This is a genomic window from Variovorax sp. P2_H12 (assembly GCF_056403395.1).
The window spans coordinates 1-19,347 of sequence record NZ_JBFUFO010000021.1; the positions used below are offsets into that span (position 1 = coordinate 1).

Below are 19,347 nucleotides of genomic sequence, written 5' to 3' on the forward strand. Positions count from 1 at the left end.
CAACGCAGCTTTGCCAGCGCCGAGTACGCATTGAAGAAGAAGCGCACGCGGCGGGAGAAGTTCCTGGCCGACATGGAGCGCGTCGTGCCTTGGGCGCGCTTGATCGGCGTGATCGAGCCGCTGTATCCCACGAGCGGCCGGGTCGGCCGCCAGCCGATCGGCGTCCCCAGGATGTTGCGCATGTACTGCCTCCAGCAGTGGTACGGCCTGGCCGACGAGGCGCTTGAAGATGCGCTGTACGACAGCCAGGCGCTGCGCGACTTCGTGGGCATCGACCTGTCGCGCGAGTCGGTGCCCGATGCCACGACGCTGCTGAAGTTCAGGCGACTGCTGCTGGACAACGACCTCACCAAGGCGCTGTTCGAGGAGATCAACGCCCATCTTGCGGAGCAAGGGCTTCTGATGCGCGCGGGAACCATCGTGGATGCGACCATCATCGCCGCGCCGAGTTCGACCAAGAATGAGGGCAACACGCGCGATCCCGAGATGCATCAGACCAAGAAGGGCAACGCCTGGCACTTTGGAATGAAGGCGCACATTGGAGTTGATGCCGAGTCGGGGCTCGTGCACACGGTGGTTGCGACGGCGGCCAACGTCAACGACGTGACCCGGGCCGGCGCGCTGCTGCACGGCGAGGAGACCGCGGCATTCGGTGATGCTGGCTACCGGGGTGTCGACAAGCGTGCAGAAGCGCAGGGCCCGAAGTGGCACGTGGCGATGCAACCGGGAAAGCGCCGGCAACTGGACCCGACACGCAAGTGGGCGCGCCTGCTTGAGAAGGCCGAGCAGTTGAAGGCGAGCATCAGGGCCAAGGTCGAACACCCATTCCACGTGATCAAGAATCTGTTTCGTCACAAGAAGACTCGCTACAAGGGCCTGGCCAAGAATGAAGCGCAGTTGTTCAGCCTGTTCGGGCTGGCCAATCTGGTCATTGCCAAGAGGTCGCTCCTGCGCGTCGCAGGCCGAGGTGCGTCTTGAGCACCGAAAGTGGCCTCGCAAGAGGCGCAAAACGCCTGGTGGGCAGACCTCACGGCGCGAAGTCGACCACAGTCACGACCGCATCGCGTCGTGATGCCCTCAGATCCGACGGCGCTGTTCATTGATCAGCATCTCCCTAGGAAGCAACGAGCGGTAGCGCCAGCGAGCGCCTGAATCGTTGTCCCAACCGAGCTGCAAGTGCCCTCGAGGGTCGTAGAAGAGTTCTCATGATCGATGTCCTAACAATGTTCGATTCGATGTCGTGATGGCAGATGCAAGCAGTCATACAACGAGCCCAAAAACAAAGCCGCCATCCTCAGTCGGATCGGCCGGTTCGCGATTTCGTTTTCTGAGCGCACCAGATACTCCATGGTTGATAGCTGCAAAGTGGCAAGTAAGAGCGACGAGGGAAAGAGTTTCATGGGCGAGTCACCTTTGGACATCGTTTGATTTGCAAAGCACTCGTAGAGCCCCCACTCACTCAAGCCTTGTCGTTCGGCAATCCTCTCCCAATTGCTGACAAGAAATCTTGTCAGCTTGGGATGAGCCGCAAAGAAGTCGAGGGCACATAGCAGCAAGCCATTCAGCTCCATCCGCTCCAATCCCGAGTTGTCAGCCCAAAGACGGATGTTGGACATGACCTGCGCTTTTGCCGCCTCGAAAAGACCGTCCTTATCGTCAAAGTAGTAGTAGACGAGCTTCTTGTTCAGGCCAACGGACTCGGCCACGCCATCGATCTTGATGTCCTCGAATCCCAATCGTCCAAATTCAGCCACTGCCGCCTCAAGCAGCCTAGCCTTGGTTCTTTCCTTGTTTCGGGTGCGTGGCGGGGCAACGGCGGTCATACGGGTACTCGATGGTGGCGGTGCATGGATCGCGGCATGGGGGGCATACGGCTTTTCACCGCCGCATGGCCGAGGCCCTCGGGACCATGCGGCCTGCGCAGACGGGTGCGTCCTCTGCTCTTCCATTCGCCCGCAAGCGGGCGAGAGCCGCACGCGCTGGCGCGCACCTCTTGCAGCGAACTCCGCAGCACCCGTCGGGCATGCTTCGAAAGGACAGGCGCGGCTCAAGTCAGTGCTCGAGATCAGTCGCGGTGACGTCCTTGACCTCGCCCTTGACGTTCATCCGACCTTCGTAAACCGGGCGCGCGCCCGTAGTGGGTCCCTGATACTGAACAAAGAACAGCGTGCCGCCCGTTTCCGTTGTCATGGCCTCTTCGTAGTGGGGGTCGCCATGGAATACGACGGTCCCCGGCCCATAGACCTTGCCGCCCATATTGAACTCACCGTCGATCACGTACCAGACCTGGGCGAAATCGTGCTTGTGCAAGCGGAAGCCCGCACCGGGCTCGTAGTGCAGGAAGCCCGCATTCGGTTCCGTAGGGCGGTCCGCGTTGGTGTGGAACAGGAACTTCGTCTTGTTCTTGAAGCGGCCCATCTCCCAGTCCATCGAATCGGGATTCCGATATTCAGGGGGGTTGTGCTGGCTGAGATCAAGCTGAACCTCATTGGACATGTCATCTCCTTGGATAATCGCCTTCAGGCGTGTTGCAGAATTTGGGGAATACGCGCAGCGGGCGGCGTGTTGCGGGAGCGGCCACAGCGGACCAGGCCATCGATCACTACCATGCCAACGCCGGGCAAGTCGCCGGCGGCAATGCTCTCTAGTAGGTTGGACTTGGAGGAATGCTGCGCAGTGTCGAGAAAGACGAAGTCGGCGGCGCGACCGACCTCAACGAAGCCGCAGTTGAGATTGCGTATGCGCGCGGTGTTTCCGGTCGCAAAGCAAATGGCCTGCTCGGCGGGCACCTCGCCAATGCTCGATAGCATGGCGATCAGCCGCAGGATGCCTGTGGGCTGCACACCGGACCCTGCAGGAGAATCGGTCCCCAGGATGACACGGTCCAACTGCCGCAGTTCCTTGGCCGCACGCAGGGCGAACAGCGCGGCAAACTCGTTGCCGTTGTGAACGATCTCGATCGCTCTGCCGCATCCCTCGCACAGACAGCGGATCTGCTTGGTCGACAGGGCGGTGTGACCGCCGTTGATGTGGCCGATAATGTCGGCATCGGCTTCCAACACCATCTCGGCGTCGACATAGCCGGAACCGGGCACGGAGGGCCCGCCGGTATGGATGGTGGACTGAATCCCGTACTTGCGTGACCACTCAACCATCTTGCGTGCGGTCGGCCCGTCCTTGACCGATCCCAGCCCGATCTCGCCGAGCAGGGTCACACCCGCCGCGGCGAGTTCACGGAAATCCTCTTCAACCATGCCGTGTTCAATGACCGGAGCACCCGCGAGCAGCTTCACGCCTCCGGGGCGGCTGTTCGCGTAGGCGCGCTGGGCGGTGATGGCCAACGCCTTGATGCCAACGATATCGCGCGGCCTGCCCGGAAGATGAACTTCGCCGGCCGAGATCATGGAGGTGACTCCGCCGTTCATAAACGATTCGATCCAGCCGATCTGGTTTTGCCTGGGAGTCCAGTCGCCAAAAACCGGATGCACGTGGCTGTCGATCAGCCCCGGGGCGAGCGCGCAGCCATTGGCATCGATGACCATGTCGGCTTGCTCACAGTCCAAGTCACCGAGCCGGCCGATCTCGACGATCATCCCATCTTCACAAAAGACGGCGTCGGCGTCCTTGATTGGGTCGTTCAGGTCACCCGTCAGCATGAGGCCGACGTTCTTGATGAGTAGTTTTCCAGCGGGGGCGGATGGAGATTGATCGTGCATGTTCTTAAAGGGAAAGGTACTGGCTGCGAATTTGCTTGTCAGCGATCAGCTCTCGCATGTCGCCCGAGAAGCGAACTTGGCCCCGCTCGAGCACATAGGCACGGTCGGAGACCAGGTTTGCGAAGTGGATGTTCTGCTCCGACAGGAGCACGCTAAGGCCCTGCCGCTTGAGTTGCTGAATCATGTGCGCCATCTGCTCGACAATCACCGGCGCCACGCCCTCGGAGGGCTCGTCGAGCATGACCAGATAGGGGTTGCCCATCAGAGTCCTCGCCACGGTGAGCATCTGCTGCTCGCCCCCGCTCATATGGCCGCCCGGACGCTGCGGCATTTGCCCGAGGTTCGGAAACATCGCAAAGAGTTCGGCCGTCGTCCACGCGCGCATACCTTCGCGGGGCAGTTGAGCGCCCACCGTCAGGTTCTCCATGACGGTCAGCTCACTGAAGATGCGACGCTCCTCCGGCACGAAGCCCAGGCCCAGGCGGGAGATCTGGTGCGACTGGAGCATGGAGATCTCGTGGCCCCGAAAGACAACGGAGCCGCTGCGTCTGCGCACCAGGGCCATGATGCTTTTCATGGTCGTGGACTTTCCAGCGCCGTTGCGGCCCATGAGGGCTACAACCTCGCCCGCGTTGACCTGCAGGTCGATGTCGAAGAGGATCTGCGCCCGACCGTAGTAGGCGTTCAGGGCCTTGACCTCCAACAGGGTCTTCGTCGTCATGCTGTGGCTCCGTCCAAGTCTTCGCTGGTGAACGTCTTTCCGGTGCCGAAGTAAGCTTCCTGCACCTGCGCATCTGCTCTGACCGCCTGCGGGTCGCCCTGCGCGATGAGCGTGCCACGTGCCAGGACAATCATCCGGTCCGCATAGCCGAACACCACATCCATGCTGTGCTCGGTGAACAGCGCCCCGATCCTCTGTTCGATCACCAGGCGCTTGGTCAGCGCAATCAGTTCGTTGCGCTCCTTCGGCCCCATGCCCGCGGTGGGCTCGTCCATCAACAGCAGTTTCGGCCTGTTGGACAACGCAATCGCCAGTTCCACCCGTTTGACGTCGCCATAGGCCAATACGCTGCAAGGCCTGTCCGCATGGTCTTGCATACCCACCTGCTCCAGCAGCGACAAAGCCTCTTGTCTGTAGGAGTGCGACATCGCCTGCCATGCATGGAACACGCTGGACCTGTGCGAATGCAGTGCAAGCTGTACGTTTTCCATGACGGTCATGGAACCAAACGTCGCTGCGATCTGGAACGTGCGGCCGACGCCATGGTTCCAGACCTGCCTTGGCGATTTGCCCACGACATCAACCCCGTCCAATATGACTTGCCCGCTGTCGGGCTTGAGCTGACCATTGAGCATATTGAAGCAGGTGGATTTGCCCGCGCCGTTGGGTCCGATTAGCGCTAGCAGCTCACCTGCCTGCACCTCGAAGGACACATTGCATACCGCAGCCACGCCCGCGAAACGCTTGCTCAGATGGCGTACCGATAGCAAGCTCATGCCCTGACCTCCAAGGCCGATACCGGCTCTGCGACAGGCCCCTTGCGCGAGCGGGACGTTCTGAACGACTCGACCATCGCCTGCAACGAGCCGACAATCCCCGCTGGGAACACGATGACCAATGTGAGAATGATCAATCCCAGCAGCGCACGCCAGTAGTCCGTGCTGCGAGCCACCGTGTCTTGCAGCCAGACGAAGACCGATGCACCGACAATGGGTCCAGCGATGGTCTGCACGCCGCCCAGGAGCACCATGACCAAGCCGTCAATGGACTTGGCCACGTGGATGGCCTCTGGCGAGATACTGCCCTTCGCGAACGCGAACAGCGTCCCGGCCAAGCCGCCGAATGTGCCGGCAAGAACGAAGGCTGCCCACTGCACGCGCTTGCAATCGATCCCGATTGCGCCCGCGCGCAACTCCGAGTCACGCACGGCGCGCACGGCGAAGCCGAACGGCGAGAACAGAGCCCGTCGCATGTACCAGATACCTCCTAAGGCGAGCGCGAGCGAAAAGTAGTAGTAGGCAGTGGTCGAACGCAGCCATTGCGGCGGCCGCAAACCAATCAGCCCATTGCTTCCGCCAGTTACTGCATCCCATTGGTAGGCGATGGCCCAGACCAGTTGTCCGAACGCCAGGGTCAGCATGGACAGATAGACGCCGGAGAGCCGGACGCTGAACCAACCGAAGACAACCGCGCCGACCGCCGCGCCGAGGACGCCCAGAGGAAGCGCGGTCATCACGCCCAGACCTGCCGACTTCACGAACACCGCTGCGACATAGGCGCCCAGCCCGAAATACGCCGCATGGCCAAAGGAGTGCATGCCACCTGGCCCCATGATGAAATGCAGGCTCGCCGCGAACAGCATCGCGATCAGCACGTCGACGCCAAGAACCATCAGGTAGGGGAAACTGCGTTCAAGCGCAGGCAGCGCAAGCAAGACCACTGCCGCAACGATCGCGGCGCGGCGCATCCGCTCAGAGGCAGGGCGCAAGACCGGCTCCTGACCAGCTGCCACCGAATTCGTGCTGGAGGGCCTGCCCAGCAAGCCGTGCGGGCGGAACACGAGGACGACCGCCATCACGACAAACTCCACTACGAGGGTGAATTTGAACACCGGCAGCGCAACTCCGAACAGGGTGATCGTGCCAAGCGCGATGCACAGCGCCTTCAATTCGCAGATGAGGAGCGCAGCGACAAAGGCGCCCGGGATGGATCCCATCCCGCCGACCACGACCACAGCGAATGCTGTGCCAATGGTGTCCATGTCGAGTGCCAGGTTGGCGGGCATGCGCGGTCCTTGCAAGGCGCCGCCGAGGCCAGCCAGCAGGCAGCCCAACGCAAACACCGCGGTGAACAGGCGTCCCTGGTTGACGCCGAGCGCGCCCACCATCTCTCGATCCTGTGTGGCGGCACGCACCAGCACGCCCCAACGGGTGCGCTTGAACAAGAGCCAAAGCGCACCGAGCAGCGCCGGTCCCAATGCGATCATGAAGATGTCGTAGGAGGGAAAGAGCGTGCCCAAGATGGACACGGCGCCTTCCAGCCCAGGAGCTCGCGGCGCGAACAACTCGTCAGCACCCCAGAGCCACAGCGCGGCATCCTTGATGATGAGCACCAAGGCGAACGTGGCCAACAGTTGGAACAGCTCCGGAGCGCTGTAGATCCGGCGCAGGATGGTCAGCTCAACGAGTGCACCTAGGAGCCCCACCAGCAGCGCCGCCAACAGGGTACTGATCCAGAAGCCGAGCGCACCGCCCCCGATGGCAGTCACCAGGCTGTAAGCCAGGTAGATGCCGACCATGAAGAATGAGCCGTGCGCGAAATTGACGATGCGAGTGACGCCGAAGATCAGTGATAAACCCGACGCGATAAGAAAGATCACCGATGCGTCGGCCAATCCATTGATCAGCTGAGGAAGAAGGCTCTGCAAGGTCATGGCCAGGCCTACTTGGCGGGACGCAGCTTCGAAACTTCGCTGTCCGACGGCACGACACTCGCGCCGTCGATGTAGCGGTAGTCAACCATGTAGCCCTTGCCATCCTTCAATGCGACCTTGCCGATATAGGCCCCCATGGTCGACTGGTTGTCCTGGGCGCGGATCACTACCGACCCCATGGGCGTGTCGACGCCTAACCCCTTGAAAGCGGTCACGATGGCCTCAGGATCATCCGATCTGGCCTTGCGCAAGCCTTGCGCGAGCGCGTGCAGCGTCGAGTACCCGACCAGCGAGCCCAGGCGCGGGAAGTCGTTGAACTTCTTCCGGTACGCCTCCACGAATTTCTTGCTCTCCGGCGTGTTGATGGAGTACCAGGGGTAGCCTGTCACGATCCAGCCCTGTGGCGCCTCGGCGCCGAGCGGATCCAGGTACTCTGGCCGGCCGGTCAGCATGGAATAGACCTGGACCGAATCAAACAGCTTGCGGCTGTTGCCCTCGCGAACGAACCTGCCCAGGTCCGCGCCGAAGAGGACGTTGAAGATTGCGTCCGGCTTGGCATCGAGCAGCGCCTGCGCGATGGCACCCGCATCTACCTTGCCCAGCGGCGGTGCCTGCTCCGCGACGAATTCGACGTCTGGTTGCTGGCTCTTCAGAAGCTTCTTGAACGTGGCGGCTGCAGACTGCCCGAGTTCGTAATTGGGGTAGACGAGCGCCCAGCGCTTCTTGTTCTGCTTGGCCGCCTCGTTGGCCAGCATGGCGACCGACATATAGGTGGATGGGCCCAGCCTGTAGACGTAGCGATTGCCCTCGGACCAGATCACACGGTCAGTGCCGGGCTCGCCAAAGAGATAGAGCACCTGACGGTTTTTCGCGAAGTCCGCTAGGGCCACAGCCACGTTCGAAAGGAAGCCTCCGAAGTACAGGCGGACGCCTTCACGCGAGTACAGCTCTTCGGCCACACGAACGGCATCGCCGGGGTTGCCGTTGTCATCGCGCGAGATCACCTCGAGCTTGCGGCCAAGCACTCCTCCCGAGCCGTTGATTTCGTCCAGTGCCAATTGCCAGCCGCGCTTGTAGTGATCGAGGTACGAGGGCGTGACCTTGTAGCTGTTGACCTCACCAATCTTGATGACGCCCTGCGCATGACATGCGCCAGCGACCGCCACGGCCAGTGCGGCCAGCCAACTCCGTGAGAAGAAGTTCATGATGCCGATCCTTCAAAAAAGTGCATAACCGATTGATATGGATCCATTTGCAGATTCCATGCCAGTCTACGCCTAACCTCCAAGGACTAACTCACGGGTTAACCCTTGCTAAAAGCACAAAAGCGCAACTTATGGATCCATTATCTGAGCAATGGGCCATAGCCTGCATCTGCACGCCACGACTCTGTGCGCTGACCTTCGGCTTTTTGCTGCATTTTGGTGCCGACCAGAGGCCGATCGCACCCACATGGACCTGAAATACGCATAAGCGGTCCAGTATTGCCAGGCATGCGTTTTGCTTTTTCTTTTCTGGATCCAACAAAGACATTTAAGGATGCTCTATGCGACAAACCATATACACCACCTGCACACTTGACTGCCCGGACGGCTGCGGAATCCGCGCCCAAGTCGAGGACGGCCGGATCGTGAAGCTCGAGGGCCATCCGGAGCACCCCTTCACGCGTGGCTATCTGTGTGGCAAGACCTACAGGTTCCCGGAACGCGTCTACAGCGAGGAGCGTCAGCTGTACCCCATGCGTCGGGAGGGCGGCCATCGAGCGGGGGCGTGGATACGAATCGGCTGGGAGGAGGCACTGGAACTGGCCGCGGACAGGATTCGCCGGTTCATTGCACAGGACGGCAGCCTTTCTCTCATGCACTACCAGCGCACCGGCTCATGGGGCGCAACCAAGCATCTGAGCCGTCGTTTTTGGAATCTCCTGGGTGGCGTGACGACGACCAGCGGCTCCCTTTGCAGTGGGGCCGCGCGCGCCGGACAAGCCATGGACTTCGGCATACGGCTTGGTCACGATCCGTCGGATCTCGTCAACAGCAAACTCGTGCTTCTGTGGGGACGGAATCCCATGGCAACCAACCTACACACCGTGCCCCTGCTCAAGGAAGTCCGCGCGGCGGGTGGCAAGGTCATCCTGGTCGACCCCGTGCGCAGCGAGTCCGCGACGATCTGCGACTCCCATGTCCAACCCCGCGTGGCGCGTGATGCCGAGCTGGCCTTGGCGATGGCAAAGGCCGTCCTTGAAGCGGGCTTGGAAGACAAGGAGTTCATAGCGAACCACTGCACCAACGTCGAGGCGTATCTTCAGCTTTTGGAGCGGCATTCGATGCACGACCTGTGTGCAGCCTGCGGCCTGTCGGAGGTCGCAGTGCGCACCCTGGCCGTCGAGTACGCGACAGCGCGACCTGCGGCGATCCTGTTTGGCTGGGGCCTCAACAAGTACAAGCACAGCGCCGAGATCTTCCGCTGTGTGGACGCCCTGGCCGCCCTGTGCGGCTACATCGGTGTTCCCGGGGGGGGCGCCACCCTGGGGTTCCAGACCCAGCGCCACTTCGACAAGAAGGTCGAGGCTGCGGATCGGGCCACCGCGGCGCGTGCCATCCCAGAGCCTCTGCTTGGCCAATGTCTGCTCGATACGCAGGACCCGCCAGTGCGCATGATGTTCGTCAACGGCGGCAATCCGATCAACCAGTCGCCGAACTCGAACCTTGTGGCGAAGGCCTTTGACCGGCTGGAGTTCACGGTTGTTGTGGACATGTTCCTGAACGATACGTCGGACTACGCGGACCTGTTTCTGCCCACCACTACCTTCCTGGAGGAGGAGGATATCCTGGTCTCCTGGGGCCACAACATCATCGGCGGCGTTAATCCGGTCATCGCCCCGGTCGGCGAGGCTCGCTCGGATCTCTGGATTTTCCAGGAGTTGGCCAAGCGCCTTGGCATCGGCGAAGAGATGGCAGGTTCGCCGCGCGAATGGCTGCAGCGCATGCTCAAGCCGATGGAGGCGCAAGGCCTGTCCGTCGAGCGCGTCATGCAGGGGCCGGTGCGCTGCCCGACGGCACCACAGGTGCCGTTCGCGGACAAGAAATTTGCGACCCCGTCAGGCCGATTCCAGTTTATCGACGACATCGAGTTGCAGCAACGCGAAGTGCAAGGCTATCCCCTCACCTTCGTAACCAACTTCAGCAAGACATGGCTGCTCTCACAGATGACCTCCACCGAGCACCCGGGTCCCTTCGTGCGCATCGGCACCGACACCGCCGAGCGATACGGCGTGAAGGACAAGGACGAGATCATCGTCCGGTCCGCGGTCGGGCAGCTGCGATTGACCGCACATGTCGACGCACGCGTCGGCCCCGGGATGGTGGTGATGCCGGTGGGAACCTGGATCAAGCGCGGGGGTGGTGCGAACGTGCTGACCGAAGACGTGCTGAGTAACTTCGGCGAAATGGCCGCTTACGGCGATACGCGTGTCGCCATCGAACTCGCCAGCCCTACCCCCTAAACCCACGAATTGGAGATCCGAAGTGACCGTCGTAGTGACTGAAAACTGTGAGAACTGCCGCTTTGCAGAGTGCGTGGCGGTGTGTCCCGTGGCATGCTTCCACGGCGACGAGAAGATGCTGTATGTCGATTCGGACACATGCGTGGATTGCGGCGCGTGCGTTCCAGTCTGCCCCGTCAAGGCCATCTATTTCGAACACGACCTGCCCGCGCCGATGTCGCACTGGCTGGACATCAACCGCGAGCGCGCATCCATGCTCCCCAGCGTCACGGAGCAGTCCGAGGCCTTGCCAGGCGCATGGGAAAAGCGCGCGTCGCTCGGCTTCTGAGGCAGTCCGTGCAAAGTACCTTCAACTCACCTCCCGAGATCGCCATCGTCGGCGCCGGCCCGAGTGGCTTTTATGCAGCCGAGGCACTGCTCAAGCTGGGCATCAACGTGGCACTGATCGAGCGCCTTCCCGCCCCTTTCGGCCTGGTGCGCTACGGCGTGGCACCGGATCACCAGAAGCTCAAGACGACCATCGCCGCGTACGAGCGCATCGCGCAATCTTCGCATCTGCACTTCTTCGGCAACGTGGAGGTCGGTAGGGACGTCAGTGTGGACAGCTTGCGCAAGATGTTCCACGCCGTAATCTTCGCCCATGGTGCGCACGGCGACCGCACGCTCGGCATCGTCGGGGAAGATTTGCGGGGCTGCCATGGGGCATCGGCCTTCGTCGGATGGTACAACGGCCACCCGGACTGCCGGGACCACGCCTTCGATCTGAGCCAGGAAGCTGCCGTCATCCTCGGCAACGGGAACGTTGCCCTTGATATCGCCCGCATTCTTGCCAAACCGGTCGAGGCACTGGGCGCCTCCGACATTGCGGACCACGCCCTGCAGGCGCTGGCCGTAAGCAATATCCGGGATATCCATATCGTCGGACGACGCGGCCCTTCGCACGCCAAGTTCTCCGCCAACGAGCTGAGGGAGTTGGCCCAGATCGAGGACTGCTCGATTCATTTTGATGCATGGGATCTCGCCGAGCCAAACCCGCCCAACTCCACCGTCGCGTGGCTCAACTCGCTCGCGCACAGCGCCGTGGACAGCCATCGCCGCCGGATCCACTTCCATTTCTTCAAGCGGCCCGTGCGTGTGGAGGGTACCCAGCGCATGAGTTCAATGGTGCTCGAAAAAACCCAGGCCTGCGAAGCGGATCCGTCCAGGATTACGGGAACGGGGGAAGAGTGCCAGATTCCGGCCGGCCTTCTCTTCAAGGCGGTGGGCTACCGCGGCCGCGCCATCCTAGGCCTACCGTTCGACCATGAGCGGGGCGTGGTACCAACACTTCAAGACAGAGTATTGGGAGACGAAGGGCAGGCGATCCCGCGCCTCTATGCAACGGGGTGGGTCAAGCGCGGGCCATCCGGTGTGATCGGCACAAATCGTGCCGACAGCGTTGCCGTGACGCGCCGAGTCGTGGAAGACCTGGCAGCGGAACATCTCGGCGATGTTGGAGGCGTGCAGGCCTTGCGAGAGCACTTGTGCGGACGAACGACCATTGACTTCAAGGACTGGCTTCGAATCGACCAGGCCGAAATCGCGGCCGGCCTCGTCGCATCCAAGCCCCGTGAAAAATTCACACGCATCCAAGAGTTACTTGCAGCTGCGCAGTAGAGGGTCCCTATGCATCCAACCACCCCGCACGATCTCGAGATTTCCGATCACGACGCTTCGGAGCTAGGGCATCAGGACTTCCCAACGGTGCCAGCGAGCCTGACAACATTGCTCACGCGGCGCTCGGCTGGTCCCCGCCACCTAGCGTTTCCTGCTCCAAACGAAGCGCATCTGACGGTCATGGCTCTGGCCGCCCTGCGCGCCCCGGACCACGGTGCGTTGACGCCCTATCGCTTCATCGTCGTCGAATCCGACTCAATCGATCTGCTGGCCGACCTGTTCGGTGAGGCCGCCCGAGCGGAGGGCGCGTCGAGCGAAGCTGCCGCCTTAGAGATGGAGCGCGCTCGGCGAGCGCCCTTGACCATCGCAGTGATTGCCAACCTTTCCGTCGAGCGACCCATCCCGGCGCACGAACAGTGGATGGCCGTCGGCGGCGCGATCGCGAACTTCTTGAACGCAGCGCATGCCCTCGGCTTTGCGGGCAAGATGCTCAGCGGACGCAAGGTCCTCAGCCCCTGCCTTGCGCGCGCCTTCTGCAAGGAGGGCGAGTATCTCGTCGGCTGGATCGTCCTAGGCACACTGAATTCGGGGTGGACTCCCCCGAAAGCCAGGCACCCCCACTCCATCCTGTCCAAATGGCCATGTCCGCAGCGCCCCGGCGCTCAGGATCGGGCGTGAACCTGGTTCTCCAGCCAGGCGGCCACGAACTCACCGGACTCCACGACGTGCAGTGCCATTGCCTGCCGCGCGGCCATGTCGTCGCGCGCCTCCAGTGCCGCGAGGATTGCGTCGTGGTGCGCGATGTTTCTCTCCATCCGGTGCTTGTACATGCCAAGCGCGGAAGAGGCGATCACACCGCGCGAGGAGCCCAGTTCGAGGTCCGCAATGATCTTTTGCAAGTACGCGTTGCACGACGCCTGAAAGATGATCGCGTGGAACTCGCTGTTCGTGGTGACCCATTCCTTACGGGCCGCTTGGTAGGCGCTCGTTTCCGCGTGATCCACGGGACTGTCGGCTCGCAGGCGGTTCAGATCCGTGACAGCTTGCACAAACCGCTCGTGGATCTTCCTCAGCTCGATCAGCTGCTGGTCCGTGATCCATTGCGCAGCCAACTGTGCCGCCAACCCCTCCACCTCCGAGCGAACGCGATAGATATCCCTTACATCCTTGGAGCTCTGGGACTTGACTACCGCTCCGGACTGGCTCTGGTCGACGATTCCCCGAGCGGCGAGCTGGGACAACGCCTGCCTCACGGGCGTCCGACTCACTTGGAAAGTGTTTGCAAGTGCCACCTGCTTTAACTTTTGGCCGGGGAGGTATTCGCCTGTGGAGATCTTGTGCTGAATCTGGTCTACAAGCTGATCGACCAGTTTTTCTTCTGCCGAGAAAGCCATACTGCCTTTGGTGGTTGATTTGGATTGATTCGCACCATTTTACCGATGATGGGATCCAGAATATGAATTTTCAGGACCAGACCGATCTAATATGGATTGATTCTGACTTGCCTCATGCCTTTCGGGAGCGATGGAGAGCACATGACCTCACTGCACCTCAGCCACTATGCACTACTCCAGATCGGGCTCGATGCGGGCGAACATGAAATCGAGCACGGCTACTTGCAGCGTCTCGCGGGCCTGCCCAAGGTTGGCTGGCGCCGGCAGCTGTGGCTGTGGGCGACCGGCGAGAGCGAAGAAAGCCTACGGCATGCCAGAGACACCTTGCACGACAAGAACGCCAGGAAACGCTATGACCAGAAACTGGCAGCCGAACGCTGGCAATGGATCCCGATGACGTGAAACCTGATCCCGGCAGTTCTCGATCATCAATGCGCGTCATCCCGATGCTCAGTCAGCCCGCCGCAGTGCCTTCGCTTGAGGTGGCGGCGTCCAGCAGGCCGGATTCTGGCGCACAGTTGTCGGACCGCCTGGGCCGCCCGCTCACCGACTTGCGCATCAGCGTCACCGACCGCTGCAACTTCCGCTGCAGCTACTGCATGCCCAAGGAGGTATTTGACAAGGACCATGTCTACCTGCCGAATAACGCACTGCTGAGCTTTGAGGAGATCACCCGCACGGCCAGGCTATTCGTGCAGCAGGGCGTGCGCAAGATCCGGCTCACCGGCGGCGAGCCGCTGCTGCGCAAGAACATCGAGCTGCTGGTGGAGCAGCTCGCTCAGATCCGCACAGCGGAAGGCGCCCCCCTGGACCTCACCCTCACCACTAACGGCTCGCTGCTCTCACGCAAGGCGGCCGCGCTGAAGGCCGCGGGGCTACGCCGTGTCACCGTCAGCCTGGACGGGCTGGACGATACGGTGTTTCGCCGCATGAACGACGTCGACTTCCCGGTCGCCGACGTGCTGGCGGGCATCGAGGCCGCGCAGGCCGCAGGCCTCGGTCCGCTAAAGGTCAACATGGTCGTCAAGCGCGGCACCAACGAACGGGAGATCCTACGCATGGCGCGGTACTTCCGCGGCACCGGAGTGGTGCTGCGATTCATCGAGTACATGGATGTGGGCGCCACCAACGGCTGGCGCATGAACGAAGTGCTGCCCTCGGCCGACGTCATCGCGCGCATCCACGCCGAATTTCCGCTGGTGCCACTGCAGCCCTCCATACCCGGCGAGACGGCGCAGCGCTGGGCCTATGCCGGCGGCGGCGGCGAGATCGGCGTGATCAGCAGCGTGACCCAGGCCTTCTGCCACGACTGCAGCCGCGCGCGCCTGTCGACCGAAGGCAAGCTCTACCTGTGCCTGTTCGCCACCGCGGGCCACGACCTGCGCCCGCTGCTGCGCGGCGCGGCCACCGACGACGACATCTCCTCGGCCATCAGCCACATCTGGCAGGGCCGCGCCGACCGCTACTCGGAGCTGCGCACGCTACAAGGCCCGGCCGAAACCGGCCACGCCGATGACAAGGCGCCGCGCCGCGTCGAGATGAGCTACATCGGCGGATGATGCAGGCGCCCGCCATGCCCGCGCAGACCATCGCGCCTGCCGACATCACGGGATTGCTGCTGGCCGGCGGACGCGGCACGCGCATGGGCAGCATCGACGGTTCTGTCGCGCTAAGCCGAGGTTGGTAAGCTGAGGCGGAACTGTTGACTGGACGAAAACGTGATCGAGGCTTTGCGCAAGGTGATCAAGCGGATGCATTACCCGCTGGAGGTGATGCTGGTGTGCGTGCGATGGTACGCGGCCTATCCGCTGAGCCTGCGGCACATTGAAGAGATGATGGCCGAGCGCGGCGTATCTGTCGATCACGCCACGGTCCATCGCTGGGCGATCAAGATACTGCCCATACTGGCGTCGGTGTTCCGGCGACGCAAACGCCGCGTGGGCACGAGTTGGCGAATGGACGAAACCTATATCAAGGTCGCCGGCCAGTGGAAGTATCTGTACCGCGATCCAGAGCGTCAACGATGACGCCGGGGTGGCCATCGAACTGCGGCAGAGCAAATACCTCAATAACGTCGTGGAGCAGGACCATCGCGCGATCAAACGTGTCGTGCGTCCCATGCTGGGGTTCAAGTCCTTTCGCTGCGCACGTATCCTGATTGCCGGCATTGAGTTGATGCGCATGATCAAGAAGGGCCAACTCCACCGCGCCCAAAGCCAAGCCTCGCCCGCGGCATCGCAGTTTTATTTGCTGGCTTTCTGAGCGACACCGAGAAACCACGCTCGCTCAGGCCGGCGCTGCTATTGCGACAGAGCCCCATTTCGCGTCCCTGCGCAGCGTGAGCGTATAGCTGGTCGGCGACGTCTGTTTCCAGCTCTCAGCCAGCCCAGGACGAAGCCTCATGTCCTTGTCGGTCGTGAGTAGCGATTCATAAACCATCTCGTATATCTGCCACGAGTTGACGGTACCCGCGACGTGCACGCCCATGCTGTCCCAGGGCCTTGATGCCGCTGAAGCGTGACCATGCGCTGCTCGACCCCAGCCAGCTCTCTGGCATGGCCGAGGAAGCCGCGCAAGACCTGATGGCCGAAGGCGAATCGGACAACACGCGCCTGGCGTACCGCGCCGCCATGCGCTACTGGGCGGCCTGGTTCGGTGCACGCTACGGCCGTCAGATGGCGCTGCCAGTCGCTCGCTGATCCTGAACGGACACATCGACGTGGTGCCGATCGGCCATCCGCAGCTGTGGGCGACGCCGCCCCTTCGAGCCGCGCATTGTCGGCGATCGCGTCTATCTCCGGTGCGCATGCCCTCCTCACCAACTTCGTGATCGCCTGGAACACCGCGCGCATGCAAGCCGTGGTCGACCGTTGGCGAAAGGAAGGCATGGACGTCGAGGACGAATGGCTGCGTCGGCTTGGACCCGTGCACTTCGAGCACATCAATTTCCGCGGCACGTTCAGCGTCGCGGTGCAGCGGTACGCGAAGGCGCTGATCAGGCAAGGACCGGCTGCTCGACAGGCCGCGCGCAAATAGCACGCCGTTTCATCGTGACGGTGCCGACGTCAGACGCGGCCACCGGGCGCACCATTTCGGCATCGCCACAAAATGCACGAAAACCGAGATCACCCCAAGTACGACGCTGGCGTCTTCACGCCGCCGAAAGTCCCGAACAACTCGCGTGCGGGCCAATACTGGGGCGCTCGCTTTGGCTACGCCAACGGCCCGTTGGACGTTGCTACTTCCTACGGCGAGGCCACGATTGCCGACAACTACTTCGCTGGCAGCGTGCCGTTCGTTTCGGGCGGCACCTTCCAGGCCAGGGCCTCGCGAGGGTACGACCTGGGCATTCGTCACGCGTTCTGATCAACGCAGTGCGTGACAAAGCGCTGCAGGTTGGCCGAAAATCGCTTACGGCGATGATGGATCAGATATAGGCGACGCGTCAGGCGCGGCAGCGCGGTCTCCAGCACCACCAGCCTGCCCAGGGTCAAGAGGTCTTGCACTGCGCAAAGCGAGAGGCAGGCGAGACCCAAGCCCTCTGCGGCGGCCTGCTTGATCGCCTCCGTGCTGCCCGGGAGCATCTCGCCGTCAAGGTGATGCAGATGGGACAGCAACGCTTGCTCCGTTGCTTCGCGCGTGCCAGAGCCGGGTTCGCGCAGCAGCCATCGCGTCTGCCGCAGTGCCTTGAGCGGCACTCGCTGCCCCCGCTTTGCACCAGGGGGTGCATCGGCGCGCACACGATCACCAGATCGTCTTCGCGCCAGGGCACCACGCGAACGTCCGCTTCGCGGCAGGGGCCTTCGATCAGCCCCATGTCGACCTCCAGCCGGGTCACGGCCCCTGCCACGTCGCGCGTATTGCCGATCTGCACATCGACGCCCGCGGCAGGCCATGCCCTCAGATAACTGGCCACCAGCGCCGGCAAAAGGTAGTTGCCAATGGTGGTGCTGGCCCCGATTCGCAACCGTGTTGCCATCGCGTCATGACCGGCCGCCCCGCTGCCGCCGCCGAGCTGGCTTTCGATGTCCTGCGCGCTCTCCAGCAGCGCCCTCGCCTGCGGCAGCAAGGATCGCCCGTTGTCGTTGAGAAGCAGACGTTTGCCGACCCGATCGAACAGCTGTGCGCCAAGCAGGTTCTCCAGTTCGTTCAGCGCTCCACTCGTGGCGGACTGCGAGAGCGCCAATCGCAGCCCTGCCGCCGTCGTGCTGCCGGCGTCGGCAATCGCCGTGAAGATGAGGAGTTGCCGCAGCGTGAGTCGCATGATCTTGTTCGATATACCTGTTTGATAGGTTATTTATAACTGAACTATCCGTTTGTCTGATAGGTCTTGGAGCCTCAAAGTTCGTCTGGACCCACCGAAATCAAACGAATTGCTGACCCCGATGTCCTCCATCGCCGACCTCGTCCTCTCGCCCCAGTCGCCCGCCGCAAACGTCTGGACGCGCTGGCGCGGAGTGGTCCCGGGGCTTGCCTTGACGGGCGCGATTGCCTTCGCATCGATCCATCTCGCGCAAGTCGACTGGCTGCAATCCAACGGGATCAGCGCGCTGACCCTGGCCATCGTGTTGGGTATGGTGGTCGGCAACACGGTGTATTCGCGGATCAGCACGGTGGCCGACGCCGGCGTGACGCTGTCCAAGGCAAAGCTCCTGCGACTGGGCATCATCCTTTACGGCCTACGCCTCACATTCCAGGACATCGGCAACGTGGGCTGGGCAGGCGTGGCGATCGACGCGGCGGTGATCTGCAGCACCTTCGGTCTGGCCTGCTTCGTGGGTACGCGGGTATTCGGCCTCGACCGCAAGACGGCGATGCTGATCGGTACCGGCAGTTCGATCTGTGGTGCGGCCGCGGTGATGGCTGCTGAACCGGTCGTCCGCGCTCGCGCCGAGCATGTCACGGTGGCCGTCGCCACGGTGGTGGTGTTCGGCACGCTCGCCATGTTTCTCTACCCAGTGCTGTATCACGTGAACGCGCAATATCACTGGGTCACGATGTCGCCGAACGCCTACGGCGTGTTTGCAGGGTCGACCATTCACGAGGTGGCTCAGGTCGTCGCTGCCGGGCGCGCAGTCGGCGAACAGGCCGCAAACACGGCGGTGATCGCGAAGATGGTTCGCGTGATGATGTTGGCCCCCTTCCTGATCATGCTGTCGGCATGGTTGACGCGCTCGTCGCGGCACGAGAACGCCTCGGAGCGCACAGATCACCGCAGCGATGCAAAGCAAGGCGGCGGCCTCGTGATCCCCTGGTTTGCATTCGGCTTCGTGGCCGTGGCGAGGTTGAATTCGCTCGACGTGCTTCCGTCCGCTGTCGTCAGCCAGGTCACCAGTATCGACGGCGCGCTCCTCGCGATGGCGATGGCCGGCCTGGGCCTTTCGACCCGTGTTTCGGCGGTCCGCAAGGCCGGCTTCAAGCCGCTGGCGTTGGCAGCGGTGCTGTTCGCCTGATTGATCGCCGGAGGGTTCGCCATCAACGCTGGTGTGACGGCTCTGCTGAACTGAGCGGCAGCGAATTTTTTCGCAAGTGGAGTTCGCGAGAGAGACTGGAGCCCCGGTTTGCGCCATGCGGATGCAGCCGATCACACACGACCTCGCCCGCTGCCGAGGGCCCATCCGCCAACACTTTGCGTGCAAGCG

At 62.4% G+C, this 19,347-nt stretch carries 19 protein-coding genes and 3 pseudogenes; 12 read left to right on the forward strand and 10 right to left on the reverse strand.

Annotated features, from left to right (window positions below):
- On the forward strand, positions 1-978 hold a 978-nt coding region (locus AC1DYK_RS16215), incomplete at its 5' end, for an IS5 family transposase (protein ID WP_478167256.1).
- Between the two features lie 239 nt (positions 979-1,217).
- Here AC1DYK_RS16215 and AC1DYK_RS16220 read toward each other — a convergent pair.
- The 7 genes from AC1DYK_RS16220 to AC1DYK_RS16250 form a co-directional block, all read right to left on the reverse strand.
- Positions 1,218-1,823 carry a TetR/AcrR family transcriptional regulator gene (locus AC1DYK_RS16220; protein WP_478167257.1) on the reverse strand — a complete coding sequence of 202 codons (606 nt, stop codon included), beginning with the start codon at positions 1,821-1,823 and terminating at the stop codon, positions 1,218-1,220.
- 229 nt (positions 1,824-2,052) lie between these two features.
- Positions 2,053-2,496: a cupin domain-containing protein gene (locus AC1DYK_RS16225; protein ID WP_478167258.1), complete on the reverse strand. Its 444-nt coding sequence runs from the start codon at positions 2,494-2,496 to the stop codon at positions 2,053-2,055.
- A gap of 23 nt (positions 2,497-2,519) precedes the next feature.
- Entirely contained in the window at positions 2,520-3,716 is a 1,197-nt protein-coding gene (locus tag AC1DYK_RS16230; protein WP_478167259.1) for an amidohydrolase family protein, read from the reverse strand.
- Positions 3,717-3,720: 4 nt separating this feature from the next.
- Positions 3,721-4,437: an ABC transporter ATP-binding protein gene (locus AC1DYK_RS16235; protein WP_478167260.1), complete on the reverse strand. Its 717-nt coding sequence runs from the start codon at positions 4,435-4,437 to the stop codon at positions 3,721-3,723.
- Entirely contained in the window at positions 4,434-5,213 is a 780-nt protein-coding gene (locus tag AC1DYK_RS16240; RefSeq protein WP_477650624.1) for an ABC transporter ATP-binding protein, read from the reverse strand. The genes AC1DYK_RS16235 and AC1DYK_RS16240 overlap by 4 nt, the downstream gene beginning before the upstream one ends.
- A complete protein-coding gene (locus AC1DYK_RS16245; protein ID WP_478158342.1) occupies positions 5,210-7,150 on the reverse strand; it encodes an ABC transporter permease in 1,941 nt (646 codons plus the stop codon). The genes AC1DYK_RS16240 and AC1DYK_RS16245 overlap by 4 nt, the downstream gene beginning before the upstream one ends.
- Before the next feature lie 8 nt (positions 7,151-7,158).
- The gene (locus tag AC1DYK_RS16250) at positions 7,159-8,355 is read right to left on the reverse strand and encodes an ABC transporter substrate-binding protein (RefSeq protein WP_478167261.1); all 1,197 of its coding nucleotides are present in this window, start codon (positions 8,353-8,355) and stop codon (positions 7,159-7,161) included.
- A 341-nt stretch (positions 8,356-8,696) separates the two neighbouring features.
- On the opposite strand from AC1DYK_RS16250, the gene AC1DYK_RS16255 reads away from it, so the two are divergent.
- Genes AC1DYK_RS16255 through AC1DYK_RS16270 form a run of 4 tightly spaced genes read left to right on the forward strand, consistent with a single transcriptional unit; the run spans position 8,697 to position 12,989 of the window.
- Positions 8,697-10,655 (forward strand): molybdopterin-containing oxidoreductase family protein, encoded by a 1,959-nt coding sequence (locus tag AC1DYK_RS16255; protein WP_478167262.1) that lies wholly within the window; start codon positions 8,697-8,699, stop codon positions 10,653-10,655.
- A gap of 22 nt (positions 10,656-10,677) precedes the next feature.
- On the forward strand, positions 10,678-10,983 hold the full coding sequence (locus AC1DYK_RS16260) for a 4Fe-4S dicluster domain-containing protein (protein ID WP_477650699.1): 306 nt from the start codon (positions 10,678-10,680) through the stop codon (positions 10,981-10,983).
- An 8-nt stretch (positions 10,984-10,991) separates the two neighbouring features.
- Positions 10,992-12,311 (forward strand): FAD-dependent oxidoreductase, encoded by a 1,320-nt coding sequence (locus AC1DYK_RS16265; protein ID WP_478167263.1) that lies wholly within the window; start codon positions 10,992-10,994, stop codon positions 12,309-12,311.
- Positions 12,312-12,320: 9 nt separating this feature from the next.
- Positions 12,321-12,989, forward strand: a complete 669-nt coding sequence (locus AC1DYK_RS16270) for a nitroreductase family protein (protein WP_478167264.1) — start codon at positions 12,321-12,323, stop codon at positions 12,987-12,989.
- On the opposite strand, the gene AC1DYK_RS16275 is transcribed toward AC1DYK_RS16270, so the two are convergent.
- Positions 12,974-13,705: a GntR family transcriptional regulator gene (locus AC1DYK_RS16275; RefSeq protein WP_478167265.1), complete on the reverse strand. Its 732-nt coding sequence runs from the start codon at positions 13,703-13,705 to the stop codon at positions 12,974-12,976. The two genes, AC1DYK_RS16270 and AC1DYK_RS16275, sit on opposite strands and share 16 nt — an antisense overlap.
- A 141-nt stretch (positions 13,706-13,846) precedes the next feature.
- Between AC1DYK_RS16275 and AC1DYK_RS16280 the strand changes: the two genes are divergently transcribed.
- From AC1DYK_RS16280 to AC1DYK_RS16305, 6 genes and pseudogenes are all read left to right on the forward strand, one after another.
- Positions 13,847-14,107, forward strand: coding sequence for a hypothetical protein (locus tag AC1DYK_RS16280; protein ID WP_478167266.1), 261 nt, complete (start codon positions 13,847-13,849; stop codon positions 14,105-14,107).
- 29 nt (positions 14,108-14,136) lie between these two features.
- The gene (gene moaA, locus AC1DYK_RS16285) at positions 14,137-15,264 is read left to right on the forward strand and encodes a GTP 3',8-cyclase MoaA (RefSeq protein WP_478167267.1); all 1,128 of its coding nucleotides are present in this window, start codon (positions 14,137-14,139) and stop codon (positions 15,262-15,264) included.
- Positions 15,265-15,456: 192 nt separating this feature from the next.
- Positions 15,457-15,967 (forward strand): annotated as a pseudogene (locus AC1DYK_RS16290) (IS6 family transposase).
- Positions 15,968-16,209: 242 nt separating this feature from the next.
- Positions 16,210-16,404: a hypothetical protein gene (locus AC1DYK_RS16295; protein ID WP_478167268.1), complete on the forward strand. Its 195-nt coding sequence runs from the start codon at positions 16,210-16,212 to the stop codon at positions 16,402-16,404.
- An 85-nt stretch (positions 16,405-16,489) separates the two neighbouring features.
- Positions 16,490-16,741, forward strand: a pseudogene (locus tag AC1DYK_RS16300) (Tn3 family transposase); the annotation flags it as partial.
- Between the two features lie 72 nt (positions 16,742-16,813).
- Positions 16,814-17,071 (forward strand): hypothetical protein, encoded by a 258-nt coding sequence (locus AC1DYK_RS16305; protein ID WP_478167269.1) that lies wholly within the window; start codon positions 16,814-16,816, stop codon positions 17,069-17,071.
- Here AC1DYK_RS16305 and AC1DYK_RS16310 read toward each other — a convergent pair.
- On the reverse strand, positions 17,059-17,445 hold the full coding sequence (locus AC1DYK_RS16310) for a LysR substrate-binding domain-containing protein (RefSeq protein WP_478167270.1): 387 nt from the start codon (positions 17,443-17,445) through the stop codon (positions 17,059-17,061). The genes AC1DYK_RS16305 and AC1DYK_RS16310 overlap by 13 nt on opposite strands.
- 26 nt (positions 17,446-17,471) lie before the next feature.
- A pseudogene (locus AC1DYK_RS16315) lies at positions 17,472-17,969 on the reverse strand (LysR family transcriptional regulator); the annotation flags it as partial.
- 121 nt (positions 17,970-18,090) lie between these two features.
- Here AC1DYK_RS16315 and AC1DYK_RS16320 point away from each other — a divergent pair.
- A complete protein-coding gene (locus AC1DYK_RS16320; protein WP_478167271.1) occupies positions 18,091-19,158 on the forward strand; it encodes a YeiH family protein in 1,068 nt (355 codons plus the stop codon).
- The last annotated feature ends 189 nt before the right edge of the window (positions 19,159-19,347 follow it).

Coding starts and splice junctions, on each gene's coding strand:
- AC1DYK_RS16220 (WP_478167257.1), bottom strand. CDS start 1,823: ATGACCGCCGTTGCCCCGCCACGCACCCGAAACAAGGAAAGAACCAAG.
- AC1DYK_RS16225 (WP_478167258.1), bottom strand. CDS start 2,496: ATGTCCAATGAGGTTCAGCTTGATCTCAGCCAGCACAACCCCCCTGAA.
- AC1DYK_RS16230 (WP_478167259.1), bottom strand. CDS start 3,716: ATGCACGATCAATCTCCATCCGCCCCCGCTGGAAAACTACTCATCAAG.
- AC1DYK_RS16235 (WP_478167260.1), bottom strand. CDS start 4,437: ATGACGACGAAGACCCTGTTGGAGGTCAAGGCCCTGAACGCCTACTAC.
- AC1DYK_RS16240 (WP_477650624.1), bottom strand. CDS start 5,213: ATGAGCTTGCTATCGGTACGCCATCTGAGCAAGCGTTTCGCGGGCGTG.
- AC1DYK_RS16245 (WP_478158342.1), bottom strand. CDS start 7,150: ATGACCTTGCAGAGCCTTCTTCCTCAGCTGATCAATGGATTGGCCGAC.
- AC1DYK_RS16250 (WP_478167261.1), bottom strand. CDS start 8,355: ATGAACTTCTTCTCACGGAGTTGGCTGGCCGCACTGGCCGTGGCGGTC.
- AC1DYK_RS16255 (WP_478167262.1), top strand. CDS start 8,697: ATGCGACAAACCATATACACCACCTGCACACTTGACTGCCCGGACGGC.
- AC1DYK_RS16270 (WP_478167264.1), top strand. CDS start 12,321: ATGCATCCAACCACCCCGCACGATCTCGAGATTTCCGATCACGACGCT.
- AC1DYK_RS16275 (WP_478167265.1), bottom strand. CDS start 13,705: ATGGCTTTCTCGGCAGAAGAAAAACTGGTCGATCAGCTTGTAGACCAG.
- AC1DYK_RS16280 (WP_478167266.1), top strand. CDS start 13,847: ATGACCTCACTGCACCTCAGCCACTATGCACTACTCCAGATCGGGCTC.
- moaA (WP_478167267.1), top strand. CDS start 14,137: ATGCGCGTCATCCCGATGCTCAGTCAGCCCGCCGCAGTGCCTTCGCTT.
- AC1DYK_RS16295 (WP_478167268.1), top strand. CDS start 16,210: ATGCCGCTGAAGCGTGACCATGCGCTGCTCGACCCCAGCCAGCTCTCT.
- AC1DYK_RS16305 (WP_478167269.1), top strand. CDS start 16,814: ATGCACGAAAACCGAGATCACCCCAAGTACGACGCTGGCGTCTTCACG.
- AC1DYK_RS16320 (WP_478167271.1), top strand. CDS start 18,091: ATGTCCTCCATCGCCGACCTCGTCCTCTCGCCCCAGTCGCCCGCCGCA.